Origin of the sequence: Shewanella sp. Shew256 (assembly GCF_002196695.1) — a bacterium.
Taxonomy (GTDB): domain Bacteria; phylum Pseudomonadota; class Gammaproteobacteria; order Enterobacterales; family Shewanellaceae; genus Shewanella; species Shewanella mangrovisoli.
Genome location: NZ_NAJR01000004.1, coordinates 389,452 through 414,677, shown reverse-complemented (window position 1 = coordinate 414,677; position 25,226 = coordinate 389,452). Strand labels below are relative to the sequence as shown.

Genomic DNA, 25,226 nt, shown 5'->3' with positions numbered 1-25,226 from the left:
ATAAATCGTACAAAGGCCCCTAAATAGGGGCTTTTTTATTGCTTGGCTTTATTTTGATAAATACTGCATGTTATTTAAATGTTAATTTTATGGTGTTTACTTATATTATTTACCATATCTATAGTATGGTTATTTTTATAAATGTAACATCATAAAAGGATTTGAATATTTAAAAATGTAAAAAAGTATGTGTGTTTAACTGTTTGTCATACTGTAAATTTAAAATGATTTAATATTGTATAACTCATTGTTTTACTTTGGTTTAGCTCCGATATGCTTCGTTTTAACTTATCTTGGTTTCTTTTTGATGTTGTCGATAAAATAATCATTAATATTTAATCGGTCTACCATTCTATTTATATTCCTTTTCACAATCATTTCTTCCGTGTTAAATCTTTGCTTCCTATTTGGTGCTTGTGTTTTATCGGGAATCATAGGGAATAACTAAAATAACAGAACTTAATGCGGAATAAGATTAATCAAAATTATCACGCCAAATTAAGTTGCAATAAGTAATGACAAGAAGGAATGTCTACTATGCGTATGTCCATTGTTGCATTGAGCATCACGGCGGCCTTATTGGCTGGCTGTGGGAGCGATGATAAGAAGGCTCCGGCACCTGTGCCTAAAGTGAATACTGCCCCGACCACGGCGGATATGACTGTTGATGTGTCACAGTCGATGCTGTTTACTGGAAAACTAGAAGCGAGCGATGCCGAAGGTGGTTTGACCTATTCATTGGTTGACCCGGCCGATCTTAAACTGGGCACCTTTACGCTAGTGAATAAAAACACTGGCGAATTTACCTATGCATCCGATGCCAGCGAAGGGACTGAAGTGGTTCGGTTCAAAGTCTCCGACGGTCAATTACAGGCTGAAGCCAATCTGACAATCAATATTAAGCATGGCGATCCCCTCTTTACCTACCAATGGCATTTAAAAAACACCGGGCAGAATGCCTTTGCGGCTCACCGCGGTGTGGCCGGTGAAGATATGAATGTGAGCGGTGCGATTTCAGATAATGCCATGGGACAGGGCATTACCGTTGCTGTGGTGGACGATGGTTTAGAGATTGCGCATCCAGACTTGATGAACAATACGGTCAATGGCGGTTCTTATAATTTGATTACCGGTACAGTTGACCCAACGCCTTTCTCGGGTGAATCGGGCCATGGTACTGCCGTTGGTGGGATTATTGCGGCCGAGGGCTGGAATGGCATCGGCGGTCGTGGTGTTGCGCCTAAGGCTAAGTTGATTGGCTTTAACTTTTTAGACCAAGACCCAACGGGTAAAGTCGAGAACGTTCAAACATTTGAAAACTTTGCTAAATCACATGGTGCCAGTGCCTATAGTGATAGCGCGCGAGTCTTTAACCAAAGCTATGGTTACAGCGTGCCATTCCCCCATGGTTTTGATGAGGATGAAACCGAAGTTTATCAAGATATTGCAACCCAAAGTTTCGATGGTAAAGGCAGTATTTTCGTTAAATCTGCGGGCAACGGCTATAACTACTACCGTTACCGCACCTTCTGGTTGCCTGGGGATTACTTCACTGCAACGGCGGAAAAGCCTGCTAACCATGGCTTACCTTTCCATAACTCCAACATGTCCTCTGACAATGCTAACGTGTATAACTTAGTGGTCAGTGCCATTAACGCTAAGGGCGAGCTCTCAAGCTACTCATCTGTGGGTTCGAACATTTTCGTCACTGCACCGGGTGGTGAATATGGTGATGACGATCCTGCAATTGTGACTACCGACCGTATGGGATGTGAGAATGGTTCCGCGATTGCTGAAGATAGACCGAGCACGCCATTCCACGGTGGGTTGAACCCATTAAACCCTAACTGTGACTACACATCGACCATGAACGGCACCTCGTCTGCGGCGCCAAATACCTCGGGCGCGGTGGCGGTGATCATGAGTGCGAATCCAGATCTCTCTTGGCGTGATGTTCGCTATATCCTCGCCAAGACTGCAACCAAAGTAGATGCGGATATTGCACCTAAAACTGTGACCATAGGTGAGGGTGAAGCCGCTCCAGTGTACACGGCTATCCCTGGCTGGTTGCAAAACGCGGCTGGATTCTCTTTCCATAACCTCTATGGTTTTGGTCGTGTGGATCTTACCGAAGCCGTTAAACTGGCTAAATCCTATGCCGAAGATTTAGGTGACTATGTGGTCACTGAGTGGCAAGCAAGCCCTGAACTCACTAAGGCTATCCCCGATGCGGACGTCAATGGTGTGACTGATACCCAAGTGGTCGCAGACGATTTAGTGATTGAAGCCGTACAGATTGAGCTGACTGCCGACCACCTACGTCTACCGGATTTAGCGGTCGAGCTGATTTCACCTTCGGGTACTAAGAGTGTGTTGATGACACCTTATAACGGTTTAGTTTACCAAGGTGTGATGGATAAAACTGACCCAGATGATCTGGTCACTGGCTACGATGCAACTCCTATGTTATCGAATGCCTTCTATGGCGAATCATCAAAAGGTGAATGGACAATCAAGCTGATTGATGTGAATAGCGGTAGCTATCGATTTGTTAAATACGATCAAGGCTATATCTCTATCCCTAACGAAGCCGATGGCAAGCTGAAAGGTTGGTCAATTCGTTTCCATGGCCATGCTGCCAAGTCTGCATCTTAAGGAGTAATCAATGAAAGCGTTAAATTTATCGTTAGTGGCTGTGGCCCTTTCACTGTCGGTGCAGGCGATGGCGCATGACAAAGTCGAATTTACTGAACCTCAAACTGAGTCTAAGGGTTTTCAGGTTAGTCGTGCTGAGTTTTTAGGTTTGGATACGCCTTACTTTGTAAAAACTGAGTCAGGGGTCATGCAGGCTAAGCAGTTGGTCAAAGGGCAAAAAGTGGTCACCCAATCGGGTAAGGCCTTTGCCGAAATGACCGGTAAATTAGTGGTTAAGTTAAAACCTGGTGTGTCGGCTGCCGATTTTGCTAAGGCCCATGGTCTAAAAGTAGATTGGCAAAATAACAACAATTTATTGTTGCTTGCCGCCGAAGAGGGCACAGATCTGCTCGGTTTAATTCAAGCGATTAAAGCCTCACCAGAGGTTGAGCGCGCCAAACTTGACCGCGCACTCGCCAAGCAAGAAATCCAATAATCATCTTGTTAGGTTAACATCGAATAAAGGGCCGCAAGGCCCTTTATTATTTTGGAGGTCTGCTCAATAGCAGTGATAAAAGTGGCCAAGTTGAGATAAAAACCGTGGGTAGTTAACTGCTTAATGGTAAATCATTTGGTTTCAGATGGGTTTGGCGATTACAATCTGCGCTTAAGGGGTATATTTTTACTGACCGAAGATACCTTGTTGGTGAAGACCACGAAGCTCAAGCACCTAACTCAAACGCCTAACTTAAACACCTAAATCAAGCTACTAACTTAAACACCTCTATGAACTACTGGAATAGCGACAACTTTGAAGGATTAAAGGCGATAGGGGCCCTGTATTCTGCCCGGAAGGGGTATGAACTTTTTGGTCAATATTGCCTGCAAAAAGAGCAAGGACTAAAGAAGCAAGCGATTGCGACGGTAAATAAATTCGTATCACACTGTAAAACCCAGCCCTTGGCCGAGCAGAGGCAAATGGCGGAGGAGCTATCCTCCTTAGGCTTTTGGCACCGTGAAACACACCAGTTACTCGCTTATCCCCTTATCGTCTTGCTTAAAGGCGTGCTAACCCAATGGGCATTAGATGAGCCCAATAATCCCATCCCCAACAAATGGTTAGGCTTCATTGGCGAGGATATCTCCTCCTATGAAAGGGCGTTGGCGCTCGAGCCTACCGATGAAATTTGCCTCACTCAAGTCGCGTTGTCCCATTTAAACAGTGTCGATTTTCAGACCCACCATTTATCTGAATCTGTATTGCTGGGGGATATATCGCGGGCAAAAGACTCGCTAGCGTCAGCACAAGCATTAATCACGCGGTTACAAACGCAGGAGAGTAAATCAAGGCTGCAAAACAGGTATGATTATTACCTGTCGATGATCAATTGCTGGGAGGAGTATTCTACTCTTGCTGGGGTTGAGCCGTTTCCGGATTGGTGCGCCGCCAAAGGCGAGCAGTTTGATTTTTGGTCAGTTGTTTATTATCAACGCTGAGTGAATTTATTCACGGGATAAGAATGATTAAGCGGTCTGTCGGACAAATTAGGTCACAGTGGCCGCAGATGGCAGGATAAACCAACGATAGACACTTACTGAATCAGCATAATGAATACTGAATGCATCAGCTTTAGTGCCTAAATTGAGGGGCTATCGTAACAGCCCGTCGTAAGTCGTATCGTGGAAGTGAATATCGTTAAACTTGAAATAGCTGCAGTGTTTGGTAAGTTGGAATAAAGCTATTAGTACTATTCAATGGAGTGAAACTATGCAAGAAAATCAGACTATTCAAGAAAGCCTAATCAAGTCAGCTATCGCGACGGCGCAAGATGGTGTGGCGCGAGCCGATGGCCAGCTAAGTGTCACCGAGCAGCTGGTTTGTTTCTCCCCCTACAATAAAACCTTAAGACTTGGGCCTTATCAGCTGCAAAGAAAAGATATCGCCAAGGTTGAATCCTGTTGGGGTAAGGGCGGAGGTATTTTACCTGTGACCTCTGATGCGATAAAAATCACCTTGATTGATGGCGGCGAGTATCAATTTATTTTGGCAAGTCCCCAAGAGTGGTTGAATCTGCTCAGTCATTAGCTCTGCGGCTGCTCCATAAATGCTTATTCAGTCGACATATCTTGAGCGTATGATACCTAGATTGCTTAGACGCTTTGCTTTGCGGCTAATTGGACTAAGTTTTTCCACAGTGCCTGTGCCACTGGGCCTAATGGCGAGTGGGGCGGGCGCATCACATAGTAATCGAGTTGGATAAGGTTTTGCCTTTCGCGCAGTTCCAGTGGTAATAGGCTTCCATCCGCGAGGGCTTGTTCCACCAAATAATGTGGTAATTTTCCCCAGCCCATGCCGCTCTGAATGAGCATTCTCTTCGTATAAAAATCATTAACGTACCAACGGCGCTGCCCAGCTTGCACCCCAAATTCGATATTGGCGGTGCCAGTGCCAGTATCTTGGATCACAATTTGGTACTCGTTCACCAATTCACGCACATGGCTTAGAGTGGGGTGCCGACTCAGCAAGCGCGGTGAGGCCACATCCAACAGACTACCTGAAAATAAGTAGGCCAGCTCAAATTGGCTGGAACGGACAGGATCAATGCCGCCCGCTGAAATCGCAATATCGGCTTTGCCTTGATTTAAGGCTTCGAGCGCGCCGGTTAAATATTCTTGTTTAAGAATGATTTGAGTGTGAGGGAACTCATTTTGTGTGCGCTCCAGTATCGGCAAGATGCGGGTAAGATTAAAGGATGCTTCGAAGGCTAAGGTGATACTGGCCTCGTTACCTTTAGCTAAATGCTTAGCGACTTGTCGCATCTCCTGCGCTTCATTCAACACGCGCTGGGCGTATTGCAACAGCTTTCGGCCCTCTTGAGTGAGCGTTAAGCGATACCCTTGGCGGTCGAACAGCACTAAATCTAACTGGGATTCCAGCTGTTTAATGCTCTGACTGATCGCCGGTTGGGTCTTATGAAGTTTGTCACTGGCGGCCTTTAGTGAGCCGGCGAGGGCGACGGTATTGAACATCAGCAGTTGTTCTAAGGTCATGGCAAGACTCTTAAACAAATAAAGAATTATTTTAGGAGATGTTAGATATTATTCCATATTTATTTATTTTTTGTGGGCGCATAATTCCGCCATATGACAGTAGTGGGCTCAATGCGAGTCCACTACTTTGCGTTTAGGGTGCCGTTTAGCGAGGGTTAATGCTGAACAGGGGCTAAAAGAGATGAGTAATGAGGTAGTTATGTCGATAAATCAATTATGTTTAGCCAAAGGCAATGCAGATAAAACCGTTGCCGAGACTGACCCTCAAAAACTCTTTATCTGTGCCAATACCTTAAATCGTGCGGCGGTGGTGGTGACGCTGGCGATGAGCATAGTGTTTTTATTCTCGGGCATGGGCAAGTTACTCAGCGTGCCGTTTTTCCATGTGCCCTTTAGCGTGATGAATTTGCCAACGGGTTTTGGCTACTTTATCGGTGTGATTGAAGTGCTGGGCGCCATTGGCATTGGCTGGCGTGAATATCGAGTCCTGTCGGCGACGGTATTACTGTCGGTGATGATGGGGGCCATTTACTACCACTTTAATTACGAAACCACCCTGAGCGCGTTACCCGCACTGTCTTTATCTGCGCTGTTGTTTTTAATCATCAAGCTCGATGAAACCGTTGATAGATTAGTGCGTTTTCAACGTCAGTTGGTGGACATGAAAGCAGCTTTCTAATCTTAGCCACAAGACTGGCAAGGTCTGATTACAAGTGACAACTAACGGTTTCATCAAGAGAAGTTTATTATGACGCAAGCACATTCCGCTCTAATGCCAGTGTTATTTGTTCCCCATGGTGGCGGGCCTTTACCGCTACTCAATGATGCAAATCATCTGGAGTTAAGGGCATTTTTATCCAAGGTTTCAGATACTATCCCGACACCCAAGGCCATTGTATTGGTGACGGCACACTGGGAAGAGGCGCAGGTGACACTGTCGAGCCATCCACATCCTGGCATGTTGTTCGATTACTATGGCTTTCCACCTGAGGCCTATACGCTTTCTTATCCCGCGCCCGGTGAGCCGCAGCTTGCCGAAACTATTGCTGGTTTGCTCAATGCAAGTGGAATCGAGGTGCGGCTCGACAATCAGCGCGCATTCGATCACGGCACCTTTGTGCCACTTAAGTTGATGTATCCGGAGGCGAATATTCCTGTGGTGCAAATGTCCTTAGTGCAGCACCTCGACCCGAGCGCCCATATCTCTATCGGCGAGGCTCTTGCGACATTGCGAGCGCAAGGGGTGTTGATTGTCGGTTCAGGCATGTCGTTTCACAATATGCGGGCGTTTTTCTCCGGCGATCCTAAGGTGTTGCCTCGCAGCCAAGGGTTTGATACTTGGTTAACGGATGTAGTGACATCAGGCGATAGCCACGCCAAGGCACAGTTAATCGATTGGCAATCGGCGCCGGAGGCACGTTTTAGCCACCCAAGGGAAGAGCACTTAATTCCTTTGCATGTGTGTTTTGGGGCGGCGCATTTGCAGACGCCAAAAGCCACACATCAATTTAGTGGCGTGTTATTTAACACGGCAATATCGGGTTATCTCTGGTCTTAATCTGCCCCTAAAAGTAAAAGGTTCGTCATCTTGCGTATTAAACGCATAGTGACGAACCTTTTTGTATCTTAAGCCTGGTCTATTTGAACCTAGCCGCCTTGCGGGCTGGTCTTTAACTCAACTCTGAGGCAATCCCGAGACGTTGATATTCCCATTTAGGCGGTAAACACCAGTCCCACACTGAATAGGGTGCTGAAAATCATGGTGAGTTTTGCCGTGCGTCCTAGCAGTGGATTGAGTGCTTCACCCGATACGGCATAGAAATCGCTGCTGAGTTTACGGGCGATAAGCAGGGATAACCCCGCGAGCAGTACCGGTAAGCCCGGCAGAATGCCCAGTAAGAATCCCGCGATCACTAAACCAAAGGGCAAGTAAATTAAGGCTTGATACAAGACTTTGGCCTGCGCCTCGCCAATCCTCACCGCGAGCGTATGTTTGCCCGCTTGGGTGTCGGTACGAATATCTCGGGTGTTGTTGACCAACATAATGGCGGCGTTAAATAAGCCAATCGCACAGCCAAGTAGCCAAGCATTCATATTGGTATCACCCGCCTGCAGATAATAACTGCCGACCACGGCCACTAAACCAAAAAACACGAAGGCGGCGACTTCACCTAGCCCGTGTGATGCCAGAGGATAGGGGCCGCCGCTGTAGCCGAGGGCTCCTAAAATGGCCGCCGCCGCTAAAATCGCAATCGGCCAGCCGCCATGCCAAATCAAATACGAGCCTACGGTTAATGCCAGCACTAAGCAGAGGATCATCGCATTGCGTACTTTATGGGGGGGGATCATGCCACTCTGGGTCACGCGTACCGGCCCGATCCGTTCGGCGGTATCTATACCGTTTTTAAAGTCAAAGTAGTCATTGGCGAGGTTAACGGCGATCTGCAATAGGATGGCACACAACATCGAGGTGGCGGCAATTAACCAGCTAAAACGCTCAAGGTGCAGTGCTAGAATATTACCAATTAACAGGGGACCGATTGCCGCGGGTAAGGTGCGGGGCCTGATGGCTAAAATCCAAGGATTCATGATGTCCAGTCGTTATCTAAGAAAAGAATTGGGTAGTGAACAGCGTCATAGCATAACAAGAAATTACGTTAAAGTGAGTACTATCTAATACACGCATGTAATAGAGTTTGAATTGGCGCACAGATGTTTCGCTTTCAGGGGAAAGATTTGTCGTCAAGTTCAAAGAAAATCCACTATGCCTGTGTTTTTATATCTCCTGTGATCCACAGCCGAACATCGGTTAAGCCGATGAACTTCACCCCTATTTTTGCAATAACCAGAGCTGTGAGGTGAATGGTCAAGTGTGGCGTTCAGCGTTAATGTCAATGATAAGGATACGATAGGATGCGTTTCGATAATCAAGTGGCGTTGGTAACGGGAGCAGGCTCCGGGCTAGGGAGAGCCTATGCCATTATGTTGGCTGAGCGGGGCGCCAAATTGGTATTAGTTGACCAACCTAAGGGACGTCCATCCCAAGGTGAGGCATTGAGGGCAACTAGCTCTTCTAACTTAACTCAGGTAACTAACGTAGAACTGCAGCAAACCCATGAGGCCATTTTGAAGCTCGGGGGAGAATGCCTGTATTTTGAAGTGGATGTTAGCCAGCAGGATGACGTCAAGGCGATGGTGCATCGCCTACAGCAAGATTGGCAACGCGTGGATATTTTGATCAATAACGCCGGGGTTTACGGCGCGTGCTCCTTCGAGCATATTCAACAAGCCGACTGGCAGCGACAGTTTGATGTGGATGTGTATGGTAGCTTTTATCTGACTCAAGCAATTTGGCCGCTGATGAAGGCCCATGGCTATGGCCGAATTTTGATGACCACAGGGGTGTCGGCGTTGTTTGGCGACTTACATCAGGTCCCGTTTAGCGCCGCCAAGATGGCCCTCGTCGGTATGGTGAATAGCCTTGCTTTAGAGGGCGAGCAATATAACATCCATATCAATAGTCTGTGCCCGCAGGCACTCACGGCCATGACCCATAAACACTTAGCGCCAGCGATTCAACCGCTGTTTTCCTTTGATACGGTCACGGCGACCATGGCATTTTTAGTCAGTCGTGCCGCACCGAATGGCCAACATTTGCTTGCGGGGGCGGGCAGCGTGAGTCATGGGATGTTTGCCGAATTTCAGTCCATTTATTTCAGTGAGGGGCTGTGCACACCCGATAAACTGGTCAAGTACTGGCCTGAGTTGCATTATGCCTTTCCGATTAATCTGCATACCTGCGGCGAAGATAAAGTGTTGGCTTGGTCAAAACAGAGTGCCCTTGAGCATCATATTAAGATTGAGTAGTGCTTTGGGCGTGCAGAAGCCACAAGATGCAATAAGCTATCGACTCTCTACTGGTCAGCCCTAGTCTAACTGAGTTACCCTTGGGCATTAGTTGCTAATTTTCAGTAGGATCCCATGAGTCAGGTATTAGACGATCTCTTATCATTATTATCCCTCGAGCAAATTGAAATCGGGCTGTTTCGTGGTCAAAGCCAAGACTTAGGATTTGGGCATGTATTTGGTGGCCAAGTGATGGGGCAGGCCCTGAGCGCCGCTAAGCAAACCGTGCCAGCCGAGCGTAAAGTGCATTCGCTACACTCTTATTTTTTACGCGCAGGGGATGAAAAGCTGCCCATAGTCTATGAAGTGGAAAATATGCGAGACGGCGGCAGTTTCAGTGCCAGACGCGTGAGCGCAATACAAAAGGGACGGCCGATTTTTCATATGACCTGCTCGTTCCAAGAACCCGAGGCGGGCTTTGACCATCAAGCCAAAATGCCGGAGGTGCCGGGCCCTGAAGGTTTATTGAATCAAAACGAGCTGGCGATGACCTTAAGGGATAAAGTGCCCGCGCGCATTCTGGAAAAGTTTATGGAAGACGCGCCGATTGAGATGCGATTAGTCAATCCTTTGCATCCCTTCGCGCCTAAAGAAACCGAACCCTATCGCTATGTGTGGCTAAGGGCGAATGGGCCAATGCCAACGGATGCCCATATTCACGAATATTTGCTGGCCTACGCCTCTGACTTTAACTTTTTAGTCACGGCGGCTCAGCCCCATGGAGTGTCGTTTTTAACGCCGGGGATCCGCATGGCAACAATCGATCATGCGATGTGGTTCCATCGCCCGATTAATATGGGAGAATGGTTGCTTTATAGTATCGACAGTCCCACCGCCAGCGGCGGACGGGGTTACGTACGAGGCCAATTTTTTAATCAGCAGGGTGAGCTTGTCGCATCGACGACCCAAGAGGGGCTGATCCGTATGGTAAAAGGAAGTTAATATGTTGATGAAAATAAAGTTGTTTCTTTCATTTTTACTGGTGTCATTTGTCTTAAGTGGTTGCGTGACGGTTCAACCCGATCCTCCGGTGGTGGTGAACGGGGCTGCGGGCTATTTGGAAAAAATTCTCCTGCCCCAAGGCAGTGAAATTACCATTGCGATTATCGATTTGAACACGCCCGGCGTCATCATTGCCCAAAAGAGCTTTAATATCGCTAGGGCGCCTGTGCCATTTAAGTTCTTATTACCGGCGCAATCAATCGATAAACGCATTAATTACGGCGTAGTGGCCATGATCAAGTATCAGGACAAGGTGATTTTTCAAACCTATGACCGCTTCCCTGTGATTAATAATGATAAATACACCACTGAAGTACTGATGAAAGCGGTACGCACTGAGCCCTAGGCTGAGTGTTTTAAAGCCTATTGGCAGGATGGTGAAGGTGTTTTTTCGAAAGGGGAGTCAATCCCCTTTTTTATTGCTTGTTTTTCACTCTTCCACTTTTCTTTTATCGGATGTCCATACTCTGTATTTCGTTCTGTGTATTTCGTTCTGTGTATTTCGTTCTGTGTGTTTTGTATGGACAATAAGTTTGCTAAATAAGTACGACATTCGTTAAATCATATGCCTGTAATTTGTCCATGTAATCCTCTAACTCATCACAGCCTTAATTGTGAAAAATTATGTCTGCTTGAAATTATTTCATTTAAATCTAATCCGTTTTTATCTTGATTTATCAGTTATTCATACTGTTAATTATCAATTAAGCAAAGGATTTATTAATGAGTGATAATGAATTTTTATTTGGTTTTTAAGCGCTTGCTAACATTCCCTTTCGCAGCATAAACCATCTCGCATTCCGTTAACCGTTAAACAATGAATATTTATTGAGAACGACATTCTTATTAATTGATTTTATGGGTAATTATCCGGTTAATAAGGTGTTTCAATATGTATCGTTGCGTGTTAAAACGCTGCGGTAAAGTTCTCTCAGTTACAGCCATTTAATGATGTTGCCGTACTGAATAAATATTAAAAATGGAACTTTCGGTAGTAATTTTAATATAGCGAAGGAAGCGAACATGAAAACAAAAATTGCACTAGCAGTGTCTATGGCATTGCTGTCGGCTGCAGCAAATGCGCAAACCGTATTATCGCCAACCGGTGAAACGTTACAGTTAGATATTCCAGCCGAATTATCAAATGATTCTACCCGAGGTCAATTAACCGCGGTTAATAACCAAGATGTAAAATTTATTCCTGAGCCAGATTTAGCCGAGGGAGAATATACCTATATCGTGAGATTGCGTGACAGCGCGGTCGCGAATTATCAAGGGGATATTCCAGGCTTTAAGGCCACCAGCCCACAACATGTACAGTCGTCCTCACAGGCAAAAAGCACCGGTAAGACAGGCAATGTCAAACTGAACGCCGCCGCACCTGAAGTCAAAAATTACGTCAGTTTCCTCAAGGTCAAGCAAGAGCGCTTTTTAACGAGCGCCAGCGCGGCCATTGGTACCCGTCTTGAGCCGCTGACCACTTACCAATACGCCATCAACGGTGTTGCCGTGCGTATGACTCAGGCTCAAGCCATCAAACTGGCCGAATTACCTGAAGTGGTTTATATCGAGCGCGAGAAAATCGAACAGCTCGAAACCGATGTGAGTCAGGCACTGATCGGCTCCCCAAAGGTGTGGGACGGTAGTGCTACGGGCACTAAGGCCATGGGTGAAGGCGTGATTGTGGCGATTATCGACTCAGGGATTAACTCTGATCACGCTTCTTTCGCCGATGTGGGTGAAGATGGTTACGATCACACCAACCCCTTAGGCCAAGGGATTTATGTGGGTGACTGTAAAACCGATTTTGCCAGCATGTGTAACGACAAGTTGATTGGTGTGCGCAGCTACCCTGAAATCACCGATATCTATGATGACGAAAAGGTTTTCGGCGCGACGCCGCCCGCTAAAAACGGCGAAGACTACGGTGGCCATGGCTCGCACGTGGCCAGCACCGCGGCAGGCAACATATTACTCAATGTACCTTATGTTGAGGGAGAAGTAGGTAAACTCGAAGGTTCGGGTATCCCGACTGGCTTAACGTTTGCGCAAATGTCCGGCGTGGCGCCCCATGCAAACATTATTGCCTATCAAGTCTGTGAGCCAGGTGATCAAGAAGATACATACAGTGGCTGTGCAACGGCGCCGATTTTAAAAGCGATTGATGATGCGATTAAAGATGGCGTGGACGTGATTAACTTCTCTATCAGTGGCGGCGGCAATCCATGGAACAGCGCGACGGAGCAGGGCTTCTTAGCGGCGCGTAATGCCGGTATTTTTGCTGCGGTTGCGGCGGGCAACACCCGGGCAAACATCGAGCAGGTACCTTATTCATCGTCTAAAAACGCACCTTGGTATACCTCAGTCGCTAACTCGACTCACAATCGTGAAGTGGTACGCGAGCTGGAATTTAATGGTAAGACCTTTGAATTCACCCCAGGCTCAGGCCCTGTGCAAACCGACGTCGTGAAAGGGCTACCCGTATTTGCAGGCGCGATTGATGCGACCAATGTGGAAGGCTGTAAAGTGTTCCCTGCCGATGCCTTTAAAGACAAAATTGCCGTTATCAAACGCGGTTCATGTGATTTCGCTACTAAAGTGTCGAGTGCATTAACCGCGGGCGCTAAAGCGGTGATCGTGTACAACCGTGATGGTGAAGGCAATGCGCGTTTAACCATGTCGGCATTAGAGAAGTTAAATGTCCCTGCGGTATTCATTGGTAATACCGATGGCGTAGCTTTACTCGAGGCCATGGCCGCCAATCCAGCCGTTGAGCTAACCTTAACCCCGACACCGCAAGTGATTAGCCGCGAGGCCGATGTGTTATCTGCCAGTTCACTGATTGGCCCAAATGCGACCAATGATGTGATCGTACCTTCGGTGGCCGCTCCGGGTACGGACATTTACGCTGCTTATGCTGATCAGCAATTTGGCCATGATAAATCGGGCACAAATCCTGCCGACTTTACCTTGATGTCGGGCACATCCATGGCAAGCCCCCATGTTGCGGGTGCGGGCGCGCTGTTAAAGTCACTGCACAAGGACTGGACGCCGGACAATATCCGCTCTGCATTAATGCTGACCGCTACGACCGCGCAGGCGATGAAAAAAGCCGATGCTAAAACCGTTGCCGATCCGTTCGATGTGGGCGCTGGCCGTATTCGTGTGGATTTAGCGGCTAAAACCGGTTTAGTGATGGACGAAAGTGCACTGAACTATGAAATTGCTAACCCAGTCGTGAACGGTGACCCACGTAAGTTAAACGTGCCTAGCATGGCCGATTCTCGCTGCGTGAACACCTGTACTTGGACCCGTACCGTAACCGCAACTCAAGATGGTAGCTGGACGGCGAAGGGCCAAGCGGTGACCGATAAGTTAGCCGTAACGGTATCGCCTGAAAGCTTTACCCTGAAAAAAGGTGCGAGCCAAGCCATTACCGTGACCGCCGATGTGACACAAGTGGGCGCAGATTGGGGCTTTGGCAACTTAGTGCTCGAGTCGACCAGCTTCCCAACGGCGACTATGCCGATTGCCGCTAAGATTGGTAAGCGTAATCTGCCCAATTTGGTGAATATTGAAGCGACCCGTAATGCGGATGAAATCAATCTTGAAGGCTTAAAGGCGGTTGATTTTGCCAGCGTTGGCGCCGAAGTGTCGGGCCTAAAGCTTAGCCAAACCATTGAGTCAAGCGTGAAGCAAGACTCGAACAATGCCTCATACACTGATGATCTTGCCGATGGGGTCAAAGTGTTTAAGTTTGACGTGAATGAAAATGCACTGTATTTCCGTGCATCGATTAGCTACACCACGTCGCCTGATCTCGATATGTACGTGCTACTCGATAAAAACGATGGTAGTAAGCTTGCTCGAGTGGCTTCATCGGCGAAAGACGGTTCAGAGGAAAGTGTCTTACTCAACAATCCTGTTAAAGGCACTTACTATGTGATTGTGCAAAACTACAGCGCCTCATCCGCGACGGCCGATGACGTGTTTGGTTTGAAACAATTGACCTTCTACAACAACGAAACCGCGGGGGATAACCTGACGGCGACCCTTTCTGGCGATACTAAAGACTTCGACGTCAAGTTGGCGTGGAAGGACGCGCTCAAAGTGGGTGACGATGGTTTAGCCATGCTGACCCTCACTACGGGTGATGACAAGGTAGCGCCAGTCAAGTTACCCGTTATCTTTGAACGTGTGGGTGATGATGTGTTGTCGCCTCTGGGCAATGCGCTAAGTGGTCAGTTGACACCAGGTGTGGCCAAGATGATGAAGACCCGCATCGAAGCCAACAGAACCCAAGAAACACGTGTATATAACTTAGAAGCTCTGCTGCCTGAAGGCCATGAAGTGGCTAACATCAGCCATGACGGTAAGCAGGATGGCAATAAGATCACTTGGACAGTCGAGATGCCATCGGGCGCTGACGCGAAAGACATCAGCTTTGAGTTGGTACCACGTAAGGCGAGTGTCGATAATCAGTTAAGCCTAACAAACAAGGTCAACAATGCCTCGTCAGAAACCCTGACGCAAAGTTACCAGTTTGATGTGGCTGAAGTGGCGCCAGTGGCTAAGGTGGAAGCGCCAACCTCAGTACAAGAAGGTAAACCGCTGTTTATCGATGCAAGCAAATCATCGGATGCGAACAATGATCCGCTGACCTACAAGTGGACTCAGTTAGGTGGCACCAGCTTTAATTTTGACCCCGCAGCGGCCAAATTAAACTTAGTGGCGCCAAGTGTGAATGGTGCGGCACAAACCGTGTCATTCCAACTGACGGTATCCGATAACCACGGCAATAGTGATTCGAGCTTAGTATCTGTATCTATTACCGATACTCCGCCGAAGAAGGATGACGGTGGTGCTTTAGGCTGGTTAAGTTTATTACTGCTGCCATTTGCTTTTGGTCGCCGTAAACAGCGCTAACTTGTTATGAGTTAACCTATTTCACCTTAATTATTAGGGGACGCATTAAAAGGGCCGAGCAATCGGCCCTTTTTATTGCTTTTTGTTAGCGGTTTTTCATTAAAAATTCCACAAAGGCGCGGTCGGCTTGGCTGACGGGGCGCTGCTTTTTCCACGCAATGTGCAGATTTAAAAACACTGGTGGGTCAAAGGGTTTGGCTAGAATGTCATCTTTTGGACTAATGGCCATTTCAAGCACGCTGGTGATCCCAAATCCCTGGGAGACAATCTGTTTGATTAAGTTAATCAGGTTAGTCTCAAAGGCGATATTGGGCTTTTTACCCAGTTCTTTGGCTTGGGAGAGGATCCATTCCCGGTGGAAATAGCCGGTTTTAAACATGACTAATTCATGGTCAAAGAAGTCATTGAGGCTGACCGCAGGATGATCGGCGAGCGGGTGCTCGGCGCCCATGGCGATCACCATCTGCTCACGGATCAACAATTGGCTATCGAAGTCACTCTGCAGATCCTGTGCGGTAATGATGGCAATATCCACTTCTTCCTGCTGTAACATCCGCAGCGCGTCACGGGTACCGCCTTCGAACAGTGACAGCTTTAACTCGGGATATTGATGGCGAAACGCCATAAGTCGTGAGGGCAGATAGAAGGAGCCCAGCATACCCGGCACTGCAATCCGTACTTCCCCCGAGGTGAGATTCGCCATGGCGCGGATTTGCGCTTCCGCCTGCTTGATTTGTTTTAGGATCAACGTGGCATGCTGGTGCAGCACTAAGCCTTCGGCGGTGAGCGCGAGGTGCTTGTCATTCTTATTGCTGGTGCGATTAATCAGTATCACCCCAAGCGACTGCTCGAGCCGTTTAATACTTTGACTCAGGGCAGGCTGCGCCATATTGAGCTTTTTGGCCGCCGCGGTAAAACTGCCGGTATTGGCCAGCGCATCTAAATGTTTAAGTTGGCGTATATCCATGATTATCCATATTTTTGGCAATAGCACTTATACGCGATGGTATTTATGCTCGAGGGCACTTACACACGATTACACTGTGCTTTAAGGGCTAACAAGGCGTCATAACCCAGTACAGTCGTGTCTCGCATGGCTTGGTCGACAACAGGGCGCATCGCAACTGTTAGCTATAACAAAAATCAATAATTTCAATATAAATTATCTATTATTGTTATGTTATGCCCAGTGCTAATCTTTGTCTATCCTGAGAGTGATGCGTTATCGAGGCCAAAAGTGCAAGCCGTGTTAGACACTATTATCGACAGTAAACAACGTGATACCCGACTGATGTGGGCCCTGTGTGTGGCTTCCGTGGTGGTGTATATCAATCTGTATTTGATGCAGGGCATGTTACCGCTGATCGCCGAGCATTTTGCGGTATCTGGCTCACAGGCAACGCTTATCCTCTCGGTCACCAGCTTTTCGCTGGCGTTTTCCCTATTAATTTATGCGGTCGTGTCCGACAGAATTGGCCGCCATACGCCGATTGTCGTGAGTCTCTGGCTACTGGCGCTGTCGAATCTGCTGTTGATTTGGGCTGGGGATTTTAATGCACTTGTCTACGTGCGCTTTTTACAGGGCGTGCTGTTAGCAGCGGTGCCCGCCATTGCCATGGCCTATTTTAAGGAGCAACTCTCGCCAAGCACTATGCTCAAAGCCGCGGGCATTTACATCATGGCCAACAGTATCGGTGGGATTGTCGGCCGGTTACTGGGCGGGGTGATGTCGCAGTTTTTATCTTGGCAAGAGTCCATGTGGCTGCTGTTTTTAGTCACGCTTGCGGGTGTTGCCTTAGCCAGTTATTTATTGCCTTCTGGCGCCGATGCGCAGGCGGTCTCGGGTGGACAAACTACCTCGCCAACACTCTCAAAACGGGCACGTTTATTACAGGATTTTTATGGCTTTAGCCATCACCTTACCGATCCGCAGATGCGTTTAGCCTATGCCATCGGTGGGATCACTTTTATGATGATGGTGAATCAATTTAGCTTTATTCAATTGCATTTGATGGCCGCACCCTACGAGTGGAGCCGTTTCCAAGCGACGTTGATTTTCCTGTGTTATTCCAGTGGTACCGTGGCCTCCTATTTTACCGCCAAGTGGCTGGCAAAATTTGGTCAGCACAAGTTATATCAATGTTCTTGGTGCTTGATGTTACTGGGCAGTTTATTGACCCTGTTCGATACCCCTGTCACGATTAGCCTAGGCTTTTTGATGACGGCCTGTGGCTTCTTCTTAACCCACAGTTGCTGCAATTCCTTTGTGGCGATGCGCGCGAGTCGCGACCGCGCTAAGGCGACGTCGTTGTATCTGTGTTGCTATTACTTAGGCGCAGCGCTGGGCGGGCCTTACCTGATGCTGTTTTGGCATAAAGCCGAGTGGCAGGGGGTCGTGATGGGGTCATTAACACTGCTTGCATTAATCGCCTTTTCCATCGCTCGGTTGCGTTATCACCAAACCCAGATGAGCCGCGTGGCGTTATAGTCTGCTAAGCCCGTTAGCGCCGCAACCCACAACAGGTTCGATATCCACTGAACGTTTAGGCCAACGATTCCCTGTTGGCCTTTTTGTACGCCAGATTTGCCCTTGCGGCTATTCGCGTTAAACCGATACATATAGCCGAACTCGACATTGCTGCGTTATCCGGCCTCGATTTCCTCACCTCTCACTACATGATTTCCGCATTTTCGGAGTTTTAGGCAAGTAACTACGAGTTTCATGGCTTCAATGTCTTGGGCGTTTTGTCGACAATTTCAGCATGAGTTGCCATGGCATTTTACGTATATCGCCTAAGTGACACCTCTGTTCCCCATTAAGGACTGAATATGAAAACATCGAACGGTGCATTGTCTTTGGCGGCATTGCTGATCTCGGCATTGTTGATAAATACAAGCATGCCGGCCTTAGCGGCAACATCGGGCCATCAAGGTGATTTATCCCATGGTGTTAACAATTTTTATCGGAGTGCAACCCTGACTATGCAAAAAGTCACTTTTCCAAACCAATACAAAATGAATGTCACGGGCAATCTGTATTTGCCTAAGGGTATGAAGGCGGGCGAAAAAAGCGCCGCCATTATCGTGGGCCACCCGATGGGCGCGGTAAAAGAACAAAGTGCGGTGCTCTATGCCCAGCAACTGGCCGAACGCGGCTTTGTAACCCTCGCCATCGACTTATCCTTCTGGGGTGAGAGTGAGGGCAAGCCCCGCAATGCCGTGTTGCCAGACATATACGCCGAAGACTTTAGCGCCGCGGTAGACTTTCTGGGCACCAGCGAGTTTGCCGATAGGGAGCGCATTGGCGTGCTCGGGATCTGTGGTAGCGGTGGTTTTGCCATTAGCGCCGCGAAAATTGACCCACGCATGAAAGCCATTGCCACCGTCAGCATGTATGACATGGGCGGATTTAGCCGTCATCTGTATGGCAAGTCGTTGACCTTAGCGCAGCGCAAACAAATGATCGCCGAGGCGGCTGCGCAGCGTTATGTGGAGTTTAGCGGTGGTCAAACCCAATACACTGGCGGTACGCCCCATGAAATCGATGAAAACTCTCACCCCATTGCCAAGGAGTTTTATGACTTCTATCGCACCCCAAGGGGAGAGTATACGCCAGCGGGATCATCGCCTGAGCTGACGACACATCCGACCCTGAGCAGTAACACTAAGTTTATGAATTTTTATCCATTTAACGATATTGATTCGATTTCTCCGCGCCCCTTGTTATTTGTTGCTGGCGATGAAGCGCACTCACTGGAGTTTAGCCAAGAAGCCTACAGCCTCGCAGCAGAGCCTAAAGAACTCTATCTGGTAAAAGGTGCTGGCCATGTTGACTTGTATGACAGAGTGAAGCTAATCCCCTTCGATAAGTTGACGCAATTTTTCACTCAGTATTTGTAATTTAGCTCACGGGCCAGCGCTTTTGCTGGCCTTGATGATTTCTCGCAGAGGCGTGTCATTTTACGTTTCTGCCTCAATCCACAGGGGATGAAATATGCAAACCATTGGATATGCCGCAGCGTCGGCGCAAAGCCCGCTAGAACCTTATCACTATGAGTGCCGTGAATTACGCGACAACGATGTCGCTATCGAAATTCTCTATAGCGGCGTCTGCCATAGCGATTTACACACAGTGAAAAACGATTGGGGCTGGACGGTTTATCCCACAGTGCCAGGCCATGAAATCGTTGGCCGCGTGGTGCAAGTGGGCAGCCAAGTTAACAAATACAAAGTGGGCGATCATGTCGCTGTGGGCTGTATGGTCGACAGTTGTCAGGAATGTACTCACTGTCATCATGGTGAAGAGCAGTTTTGTGAGCAGGGTTTTACCCAAACCTACAACAGTGTCGATAGGCACACCCAAGAGCTTACCAAGGGTGGCTATGCCAAGCATATCGTCGTGCGCCAAGAGTTTGTGCTGAGTATTCCAGCATCGCTCGACCTTGCTAAAGTCGCGCCCTTACTCTGTGCGGGGATCACTACCTATTCGCCCTTAAGAACCTGGAACGTTGGGCCTGGCAGTCAAGTTGCGGTCATTGGTATGGGCGGTCTAGGCCATATGGCGATCAAACTTGCGGCCGCGATGGGCGCCCATGTTACTGTACTGAGCCGCTCGGAAAGTAAGCGCAGCGATGCGCTCGAACTCGGTGCGAGTGACTTTTTGATCTCTTCAGATCTTGAGCGTATGCAGCAAGCCGCTAATCGCTTCGAGCTTATCATCGATACAGTGCCGACAAAGCACGACATTACCCCATACCTGCCATTATTGAATGTGGATGGCACGCTCACCTTAGTCGGTCAAGTGGGGCCAATTGCCGAAGTGAATACTGTGCCTATGGTGATGGGACGTCGCCGCATTGCCGCCTCACTCATTGGTGGCATTGCCGAGACCCAAGAGATGCTCGATTTCTGCGGCCGAATGAACATTTTGCCAGAGGTCGAGATGATCACAATGGAGCAGATTAATGAAGCCTTCGAACGGCTGGAGAAATCCGACGTGCATTACCGGTTTGTGATCGATATGCAGGCATCTTCCTTCTAGGCTTAAGAAGGTTATCTCATTTGTTAAAAGGGCGGTTTGCGGACCATTTCCCATGCCGCCATCACTTTTAAATCAGCTTAAGACAACGTCAGCAAAGGAGTTTTTGATGAATACCTTAGAAACCGCATCCATGACACTGATCCCTGCAGGAACACAACAACCGATTAAAGGCCCGAGTGAATGGTTTACCGGCGAGGTGGTGATCAGCAGTTTATTTAATGCGCCGCCACCCGCGCGGGTGGGTATGGCCGTAGTTAACTTTTCCGCGGGCGCGCGAACCCATTGGCATAGCCATCCACTCGGGCAAATGCTATTGGTCACCCAAGGTGAAGGCTGGACCCAGTGTGAAGGTGGTGAGCGCACTACAATTCGCCCAGGGGATTTGATTTGGTGTAATTGTGGTAAGCGGCATTGGCATGGCGCAACGGCATCATCCTCAATGCAGCATGTGGCCGTTCAAGAGGCGCTTGAGGGGAAAGCGGTCGATTGGTTTGAAGCCGTCACTGATACTGTGTACTTAAATGGCGACAGTGTAGGCGAGTAACTCAATCACCGGCGAAAATGATCGGAATTAAAAGAAAAAGGCGAACTCAGTGTCGCCTTTTTTGCTTTTATGTTTTGCTTTATATGGTTAGGGCAGTTTATCGAACACCACCTCGAGATCTTTGCCGCTAAGCAGTTCGACAAATTCATCACTCATCTCTTTACTCGTCTCGTTACTAAGAGTACCGAGCGGAATTAAGCCATCGGCATAGCCAAAGTCTCTATAGAACAGGGCTAAGTTACCCCAAGGGGCGTAATAGGTGATATCGCCGCGTTTAGCGCTGGTGCCTTTTGGGGCCTGCGCTTTGGTGAGCTTTGGCTCGAGCATGGCGATTTTTTCGGTATTGGCATAGTCCTTAAGCGTGAGTTTTAGGGGTAAGCGGGCGTAGAAATCCTTTGCCGTTGGATTATCGAGGAGGGTAAATCGATATGCTTTGCCGTTTGCGGTCACACTAATGTTCATCGAAGTCACCTTAGATTGCGTCATGGCGTTTTTAGCTTGATTTGGTTTAACTAAATTTGACGAAGAGTCGCTAAGCTTGATTCAGGGCTTGTCGTATTGTGCTGGGGAGACACTTTCTAGCCATGTGACCACCTTGCCCGCGTTGGCTTCTTGTATGGCGATATGCGTCATGGGTGTGCTGCTCGTCGCGCCATGCCAATGTTTGACATTCGCAGGGATCTGCACCACATCCCCTGGCTGGATTTCAAGGCGTGTTTGACCTTCTTGCTGCACCCAGCCCATTCCAGAGGTGATGATTAAAGTTTGCCCCACAGGATGAGTATGCCAATGGGTGCGACTGCCTGGCTCAAAGGTAACTAAGGCGCCAGATGCGCGACCTTCGCCCTTGGCCTGAAACAAAGGCTCAACGCGCACTGGGCCGGTAAAATAGTCTTCGAACCCTGTCGCGGGGAGCTGAGTGCCATTGCGGGCAATACTGATTTGCTCAAAGGCAATCGCTGTTTTAGGCATTATCTCTGATACAGGCATTGATACAGGCACTGATGCTGGCACTGGCTCTGTTGCCAGCACGCCAAGCGTTAACAATAGCAGGGAGCCTAATCCAAAATGCATGGGTTTCATCGATTTTCTCCTTTATTCAATCGCTAAAAAATCACTTGTTCGGATCCCTTATTCTTGCCACTTGCAGGCGCGCAGGGTAGTTCATTCGTCGGTAATGCTTGCCTAATTCTCCAAGAGTTAGGCATTTCGTATGCTAACGCGATAAGTTGCGAGTAAGATAAATTCAGATGACCGAGTGCCGACTGTTACTGATAAAAATTGGTGAAACTGATGAGCGAGATGCAAATGATGAATGGTTTTTCCCAAGAGCTTACCGACAATGTGGCCAAAAGAACCCTTGGCGTCGAATGGGCATCATCTGAGGTCGAAGGGCTCGAGTTTTATCGGCAGAATGCGCCCACCTCCAATTCGGTTTGTATTGTCGAGCCAAGTATTGCGCTCGTGGTGCAAGGGACGAAGAGCATGACCTTGGGGGAGCAGGTATTGATCTACGATCCTAGTCGATTCTTAATCACCTCTTTAGAGTTACCCGCCACCATGCAAGTGTTAGAGGCCAGTGCTGAAAAACCTTACCTCGGTGTCGTGCTAAAACTCGATTTGGCGGTGATGAGTGACTTAATGTTGCAAACGCCCTTGGCGAGGCAAAAGGATACAGTTACCGAACAAGGCATGATTTTAGGCCATTCCACCCCAAGCTTGTTGAATGCTTTCAGCCGGTTAGTCGCCTTACTCGATGAGCCTGAGTCGATTCCTGTGCTTGCGCCTCTGATTAAAAGAGAGATTTACTGGCGGGTGCTTATCAGTGAGCAGGGCGCGCGCTTAAGGCAAATCGTGTCGGCGGGCAGCCATGGTTTACGTATTGCGCATTCTATCGAGTGGCTTAAAGTGAATTTTGCCCAACATTTTAGCATTGATGATTTAGCTGATATGACCAGAATGAGTAAATCGACCTTTCACCATCATTTTCGCCAATTGACCTCAATGAGTCCGCTGCAATATCAAAAACGATTACGCTTGATGGAGGCTCGCCGATTGATGTTGGGAGAGAACCTCGATGCTGCCGCAGCCGCTTATCGTGTCGGTTATGAGAGTCCATCGCAATTTTCCCGGGAATACTCGCGCCTGTTTGGCAATTCCCCCAAACGAGATGTCGATATCCACTGGTTATCATCGACCTAACTAAAGAAAGATACTTAGACCAACTGGTTGGGCTTAAGTGATTGGATTTAACAGGTTGGGACTAACTATTTGGAATAAGCCGTTTGGCATAGGCGACTGACTTAAGTGACTGGCTTAAGCACGACCGAGTGACATGGCTTGAGGGCATTCTAACCAAACAGGCTTATTGTGAGAGTAAAGGCCTGAGTGTGTAAGTTATTCGTAACAAACCAAATCGTTTAAATGATTTATTATGTGCGCTGCCTCATGGTAGGCTTACTTACTCAAGAGACTGCTTAAGTGGCGAGAGCCGCAGACTGGATTTAATGTCAGTCCATCCAATAGATCAAGGTAAAACAACCCCATGACCCAAGCCAAATTCGTTGAAGGTTCGATTCTTCGTCATATCCTCGTGATGAGTTCGACCGCCGCCGTGGGGATTTCTGCCTTATTTGTGGTCGATTTGCTCGATATTTTCTTCTTAAGTTTACTTGGCGAACATGAACTGGCCGCAGCGGTGGGCTATGCGGGCAGCATTTCGTTTTTTACCACTTCTATTGGCATCGGCCTCTCGATTGCGCTCGGCGCGTTAGTTTCCCGCTCGATTGGTGCAAAGGATGTTGAACTCGCTAAACGCCTATTGCTCAATAGTGCGGCGGTGACCACCTTAATCAGCCTCTTCGTGAGTGTGGTGGTGACCTGTTTTATCCCAGAATTAGTGACTCTGGTGGGGGCGAGCGGCCATACCGCCGAACTTGCCGAGAGTTATCTGTACATTTTGGTGCCTTCTTTACCCTTTATTTGCCTTGCGATGGCCCTTGGCGGTGCGCTGCGTGCCGTTGGGGATGCTAAGCTGTCGATGATGTCGACCTTAGCGGGCGGCGGCGTTAATGCGGTGCTGGATCCGATTTTTATTTTCCTGTTTGCCATGGGGATTGAAGGTGCGGCACTGGCGTCGGTGCTTGCCCGTATCGCGGTTTTTATCATTGCCGGGCGCGGCGTAGTCGTAAAACATCAACTGCTGGGTAAGTTTAACTTCAGCTATTTTGTTGCCGATCTCAAACCGATTTTCGCCATTGCCGGGCCTGCCATGCTGACGAATATCGCTACGCCCATAGGTAACGCCTTTGTGACTCGCGCGATTGCCGATTTTGGTGATGCCTATGTTGCTGGTTGGGCGGTGCTTGGTAGATTAATCCCGGTCACCTTTGGGATGATTTTTGCGTTATCCGGTGCCATTGGGCCGATTGTTGGGCAAAACTTCGGGGCGGGCCGATTCGACCGGGTGCGCGAGAGTTTAACCAAGGCGATTCAATTTTGTACCTTGTATGTGGTGGTGATGTCGCTATTGCTGTTCTTGCTTAAATCGCAGGTGGTTAGCCTGTTCGATATGAAAGGCGATAGCGCGGCACTTATTGAGTTTTTCTGTACCTATATCGCGGTGTTTTTTACCTTCTCTGGCATTTTATTTGTGGCCAATGCTTCGTTTAATAATCTGGGTAAAGCCAAATATTCCACCCTGTTCAATGTCGGTAAAGCCACGTTAGGCACTGTGCCATTTGTGTATTTTGGCGCGCAGTGGGGCGGGGTATACGGTGTGTTAATCGGCCAAGTATTAGGCTCGATTCTTTTTGGGATCATGGGCGTGTGTGTGGCTTACCGCTTAGTTGATAAGGTGGCACTGGCAAGTCGTGCGAACGCAGTGCAGTCTGTCGTGAGCGATACCGAAGAGGCGCAGAATAAGTGCCAGCAGCTACTGGCGGGGGACGAGGAAGAAATTGCCAATTGTGTTGGCCAAAATCTGCCCTCATCTACGAGTCCGTTTTCATCCTCCCATGTGCAAATGGGCCAATTGACCGAAGAGCTGGAATGCGAGGCGGCCGCTAACGCAGTGGATTTTGATAAAGCAAAACCCAATACGCCGTAAACCCTTAGATAACC

The 25,226-nt window shown here is 48.3% G+C and carries 21 protein-coding genes; 16 read left to right on the top strand and 5 right to left on the bottom strand.

All coding sequences use genetic code 11. The annotated features are described in order from the left end of the window. The first annotated feature begins 537 nt into the window (after positions 1–537). From B5P39_RS09925 to B5P39_RS09910, 4 genes are all read left to right on the top strand, one after another. Complete coding sequence (locus B5P39_RS09925) at positions 538–2,655, top strand: S8 family serine peptidase (protein WP_011716707.1); 2,118 nt, start codon at positions 538–540, stop codon at positions 2,653–2,655. 10 nt (positions 2,656–2,665) lie between these two features. Next, positions 2,666–3,130: a hypothetical protein gene (locus B5P39_RS09920; RefSeq protein ID WP_088211388.1), complete on the top strand. Its 465-nt coding sequence runs from the start codon at positions 2,666–2,668 to the stop codon at positions 3,128–3,130. A 290-nt stretch (positions 3,131–3,420) separates the two neighbouring features. Beyond that, positions 3,421–4,131 carry a hypothetical protein gene (locus B5P39_RS09915; RefSeq protein ID WP_088211387.1) on the top strand — a complete coding sequence of 237 codons (711 nt, stop codon included), beginning with the start codon at positions 3,421–3,423 and terminating at the stop codon, positions 4,129–4,131. 271 nt (positions 4,132–4,402) lie between these two features. After that, positions 4,403–4,720, top strand: a complete 318-nt coding sequence (locus tag B5P39_RS09910) for a hypothetical protein (RefSeq protein WP_088211386.1) — start codon at positions 4,403–4,405, stop codon at positions 4,718–4,720. A 65-nt stretch (positions 4,721–4,785) separates the two neighbouring features. Here the strand turns inward: B5P39_RS09910 and B5P39_RS09905 are convergent, their stop codons facing one another. Further along, positions 4,786–5,685: a LysR family transcriptional regulator gene (locus tag B5P39_RS09905; RefSeq protein ID WP_088211385.1), complete on the bottom strand. Its 900-nt coding sequence runs from the start codon at positions 5,683–5,685 to the stop codon at positions 4,786–4,788. Positions 5,686–5,884: 199 nt separating this feature from the next. Here B5P39_RS09905 and B5P39_RS09900 point away from each other — a divergent pair, with 199 nt between their 5' ends. Beyond that, a complete protein-coding gene (locus B5P39_RS09900; RefSeq protein WP_088211384.1) occupies positions 5,885–6,364 on the top strand; it encodes a DoxX family protein in 480 nt (159 codons plus the stop codon). A gap of 69 nt (positions 6,365–6,433) precedes the next feature. After that, positions 6,434–7,243: a DODA-type extradiol aromatic ring-opening family dioxygenase gene (locus tag B5P39_RS09895; RefSeq protein ID WP_088211383.1), complete on the top strand. Its 810-nt coding sequence runs from the start codon at positions 6,434–6,436 to the stop codon at positions 7,241–7,243. Positions 7,244–7,398: 155 nt separating this feature from the next. On the opposite strand, the gene B5P39_RS09890 is transcribed toward B5P39_RS09895, so the two are convergent. Continuing rightward, positions 7,399–8,274 (bottom strand): 1,4-dihydroxy-2-naphthoate polyprenyltransferase, encoded by an 876-nt coding sequence (locus B5P39_RS09890; RefSeq protein ID WP_088211382.1) that lies wholly within the window; start codon positions 8,272–8,274, stop codon positions 7,399–7,401. A gap of 324 nt (positions 8,275–8,598) precedes the next feature. Here B5P39_RS09890 and B5P39_RS09885 point away from each other — a divergent pair, with 324 nt between their 5' ends. The 4 genes from B5P39_RS09885 to B5P39_RS09870 all read left to right on the top strand — a co-directional run bounded on the left by B5P39_RS09885 (position 8,599) and on the right by B5P39_RS09870 (position 15,519). After that, positions 8,599–9,552: an SDR family NAD(P)-dependent oxidoreductase gene (locus tag B5P39_RS09885; RefSeq protein WP_088211381.1), complete on the top strand. Its 954-nt coding sequence runs from the start codon at positions 8,599–8,601 to the stop codon at positions 9,550–9,552. A 114-nt stretch (positions 9,553–9,666) separates the two neighbouring features. Beyond that, entirely contained in the window at positions 9,667–10,533 is an 867-nt protein-coding gene (gene tesB / locus B5P39_RS09880; RefSeq protein ID WP_023265842.1) for an acyl-CoA thioesterase II, read from the top strand. A 1-nt stretch (position 10,534) separates the two neighbouring features. Further along, positions 10,535–10,939, top strand: coding sequence for a YbaY family lipoprotein (locus tag B5P39_RS09875; protein WP_088211380.1), 405 nt, complete (start codon positions 10,535–10,537; stop codon positions 10,937–10,939). A gap of 677 nt (positions 10,940–11,616) precedes the next feature. Next, positions 11,617–15,519, top strand: a complete 3,903-nt coding sequence (locus B5P39_RS09870) for a S8 family serine peptidase (protein ID WP_088211379.1) — start codon at positions 11,617–11,619, stop codon at positions 15,517–15,519. Between the two features lie 85 nt (positions 15,520–15,604). On the opposite strand, the gene B5P39_RS09865 is transcribed toward B5P39_RS09870, so the two are convergent. After that, the gene (locus tag B5P39_RS09865) at positions 15,605–16,486 is read right to left on the bottom strand and encodes a LysR family transcriptional regulator (protein WP_023265845.1); all 882 of its coding nucleotides are present in this window, start codon (positions 16,484–16,486) and stop codon (positions 15,605–15,607) included. Positions 16,487–16,756: 270 nt separating this feature from the next. Between B5P39_RS09865 and B5P39_RS09860 the strand changes: the two genes are divergently transcribed. The 4 genes from B5P39_RS09860 (at position 16,757) to B5P39_RS09845 (ending at position 21,104) form a co-directional block, all read left to right on the top strand. After that, positions 16,757–18,007: an MFS transporter gene (locus B5P39_RS09860; RefSeq protein WP_088211378.1), complete on the top strand. Its 1,251-nt coding sequence runs from the start codon at positions 16,757–16,759 to the stop codon at positions 18,005–18,007. Between the two features lie 341 nt (positions 18,008–18,348). Next, positions 18,349–19,419 (top strand): alpha/beta hydrolase, encoded by a 1,071-nt coding sequence (locus B5P39_RS09855; protein ID WP_217895739.1) that lies wholly within the window; start codon positions 18,349–18,351, stop codon positions 19,417–19,419. A gap of 94 nt (positions 19,420–19,513) precedes the next feature. Then, the gene (locus B5P39_RS09850; RefSeq protein ID WP_088211377.1) at positions 19,514–20,560 is read left to right on the top strand and encodes an NAD(P)-dependent alcohol dehydrogenase; all 1,047 of its coding nucleotides are present in this window, start codon (positions 19,514–19,516) and stop codon (positions 20,558–20,560) included. 106 nt (positions 20,561–20,666) lie between these two features. Continuing rightward, positions 20,667–21,104 carry a (R)-mandelonitrile lyase gene (locus B5P39_RS09845; protein WP_088211376.1) on the top strand — a complete coding sequence of 146 codons (438 nt, stop codon included), beginning with the start codon at positions 20,667–20,669 and terminating at the stop codon, positions 21,102–21,104. Between the two features lie 87 nt (positions 21,105–21,191). On the opposite strand, the gene B5P39_RS09840 is transcribed toward B5P39_RS09845, so the two are convergent. Then, complete coding sequence (locus tag B5P39_RS09840; RefSeq protein WP_088211375.1) at positions 21,192–21,566, bottom strand: cyclophilin-like fold protein; 375 nt, start codon at positions 21,564–21,566, stop codon at positions 21,192–21,194. Between the two features lie 81 nt (positions 21,567–21,647). After that, positions 21,648–22,187: a (R)-mandelonitrile lyase gene (locus tag B5P39_RS09835; RefSeq protein ID WP_176399904.1), complete on the bottom strand. Its 540-nt coding sequence runs from the start codon at positions 22,185–22,187 to the stop codon at positions 21,648–21,650. A 210-nt stretch (positions 22,188–22,397) separates the two neighbouring features. Between B5P39_RS09835 and B5P39_RS09830 the strand changes: the two genes are divergently transcribed. After that, positions 22,398–23,306, top strand: a complete 909-nt coding sequence (locus B5P39_RS09830) for an AraC family transcriptional regulator (protein ID WP_088211374.1) — start codon at positions 22,398–22,400, stop codon at positions 23,304–23,306. A 343-nt stretch (positions 23,307–23,649) separates the two neighbouring features. Next, positions 23,650–25,212, top strand: coding sequence for an MATE family efflux transporter (locus B5P39_RS09825; RefSeq protein WP_088211373.1), 1,563 nt, complete (start codon positions 23,650–23,652; stop codon positions 25,210–25,212). The last annotated feature ends 14 nt before the right edge of the window (positions 25,213–25,226 follow it).

Excerpts from the sequence above, each read along its gene's own strand:
- B5P39_RS09850 (WP_088211377.1), top strand. The coding sequence starts at position 19,514 with ATGCAAACCATTGGATATGCCGCAGCGTCGGCGCAAAGCCCGCTAGAA.
- B5P39_RS09835 (WP_176399904.1), bottom strand. The coding sequence starts at position 22,187 with ATGAAACCCATGCATTTTGGATTAGGCTCCCTGCTATTGTTAACGCTT.
- B5P39_RS09845 (WP_088211376.1), top strand. The coding sequence starts at position 20,667 with ATGAATACCTTAGAAACCGCATCCATGACACTGATCCCTGCAGGAACA.
- B5P39_RS09840 (WP_088211375.1), bottom strand. The coding sequence starts at position 21,566 with ATGAACATTAGTGTGACCGCAAACGGCAAAGCATATCGATTTACCCTC.
- B5P39_RS09895 (WP_088211383.1), top strand. The coding sequence starts at position 6,434 with ATGACGCAAGCACATTCCGCTCTAATGCCAGTGTTATTTGTTCCCCAT.
- B5P39_RS09865 (WP_023265845.1), bottom strand. The coding sequence starts at position 16,486 with ATGGATATACGCCAACTTAAACATTTAGATGCGCTGGCCAATACCGGC.
- B5P39_RS09875 (WP_088211380.1), top strand. The coding sequence starts at position 10,535 with ATGTTGATGAAAATAAAGTTGTTTCTTTCATTTTTACTGGTGTCATTT.
- B5P39_RS09855 (WP_217895739.1), top strand. The coding sequence starts at position 18,349 with ATGAAAACATCGAACGGTGCATTGTCTTTGGCGGCATTGCTGATCTCG.
- B5P39_RS09870 (WP_088211379.1), top strand. The coding sequence starts at position 11,617 with ATGAAAACAAAAATTGCACTAGCAGTGTCTATGGCATTGCTGTCGGCT.
- B5P39_RS09825 (WP_088211373.1), top strand. The coding sequence starts at position 23,650 with ATGACCCAAGCCAAATTCGTTGAAGGTTCGATTCTTCGTCATATCCTC.
- B5P39_RS09925 (WP_011716707.1), top strand. The coding sequence starts at position 538 with ATGCGTATGTCCATTGTTGCATTGAGCATCACGGCGGCCTTATTGGCT.
- B5P39_RS09920 (WP_088211388.1), top strand. The coding sequence starts at position 2,666 with ATGAAAGCGTTAAATTTATCGTTAGTGGCTGTGGCCCTTTCACTGTCG.
- tesB (WP_023265842.1), top strand. The coding sequence starts at position 9,667 with ATGAGTCAGGTATTAGACGATCTCTTATCATTATTATCCCTCGAGCAA.
- B5P39_RS09910 (WP_088211386.1), top strand. The coding sequence starts at position 4,403 with ATGCAAGAAAATCAGACTATTCAAGAAAGCCTAATCAAGTCAGCTATC.
- B5P39_RS09900 (WP_088211384.1), top strand. The coding sequence starts at position 5,885 with ATGTCGATAAATCAATTATGTTTAGCCAAAGGCAATGCAGATAAAACC.
- B5P39_RS09915 (WP_088211387.1), top strand. The coding sequence starts at position 3,421 with ATGAACTACTGGAATAGCGACAACTTTGAAGGATTAAAGGCGATAGGG.
- B5P39_RS09830 (WP_088211374.1), top strand. The coding sequence starts at position 22,398 with ATGAGCGAGATGCAAATGATGAATGGTTTTTCCCAAGAGCTTACCGAC.
- B5P39_RS09905 (WP_088211385.1), bottom strand. The coding sequence starts at position 5,685 with ATGACCTTAGAACAACTGCTGATGTTCAATACCGTCGCCCTCGCCGGC.
- B5P39_RS09885 (WP_088211381.1), top strand. The coding sequence starts at position 8,599 with ATGCGTTTCGATAATCAAGTGGCGTTGGTAACGGGAGCAGGCTCCGGG.
- B5P39_RS09890 (WP_088211382.1), bottom strand. The coding sequence starts at position 8,274 with ATGAATCCTTGGATTTTAGCCATCAGGCCCCGCACCTTACCCGCGGCA.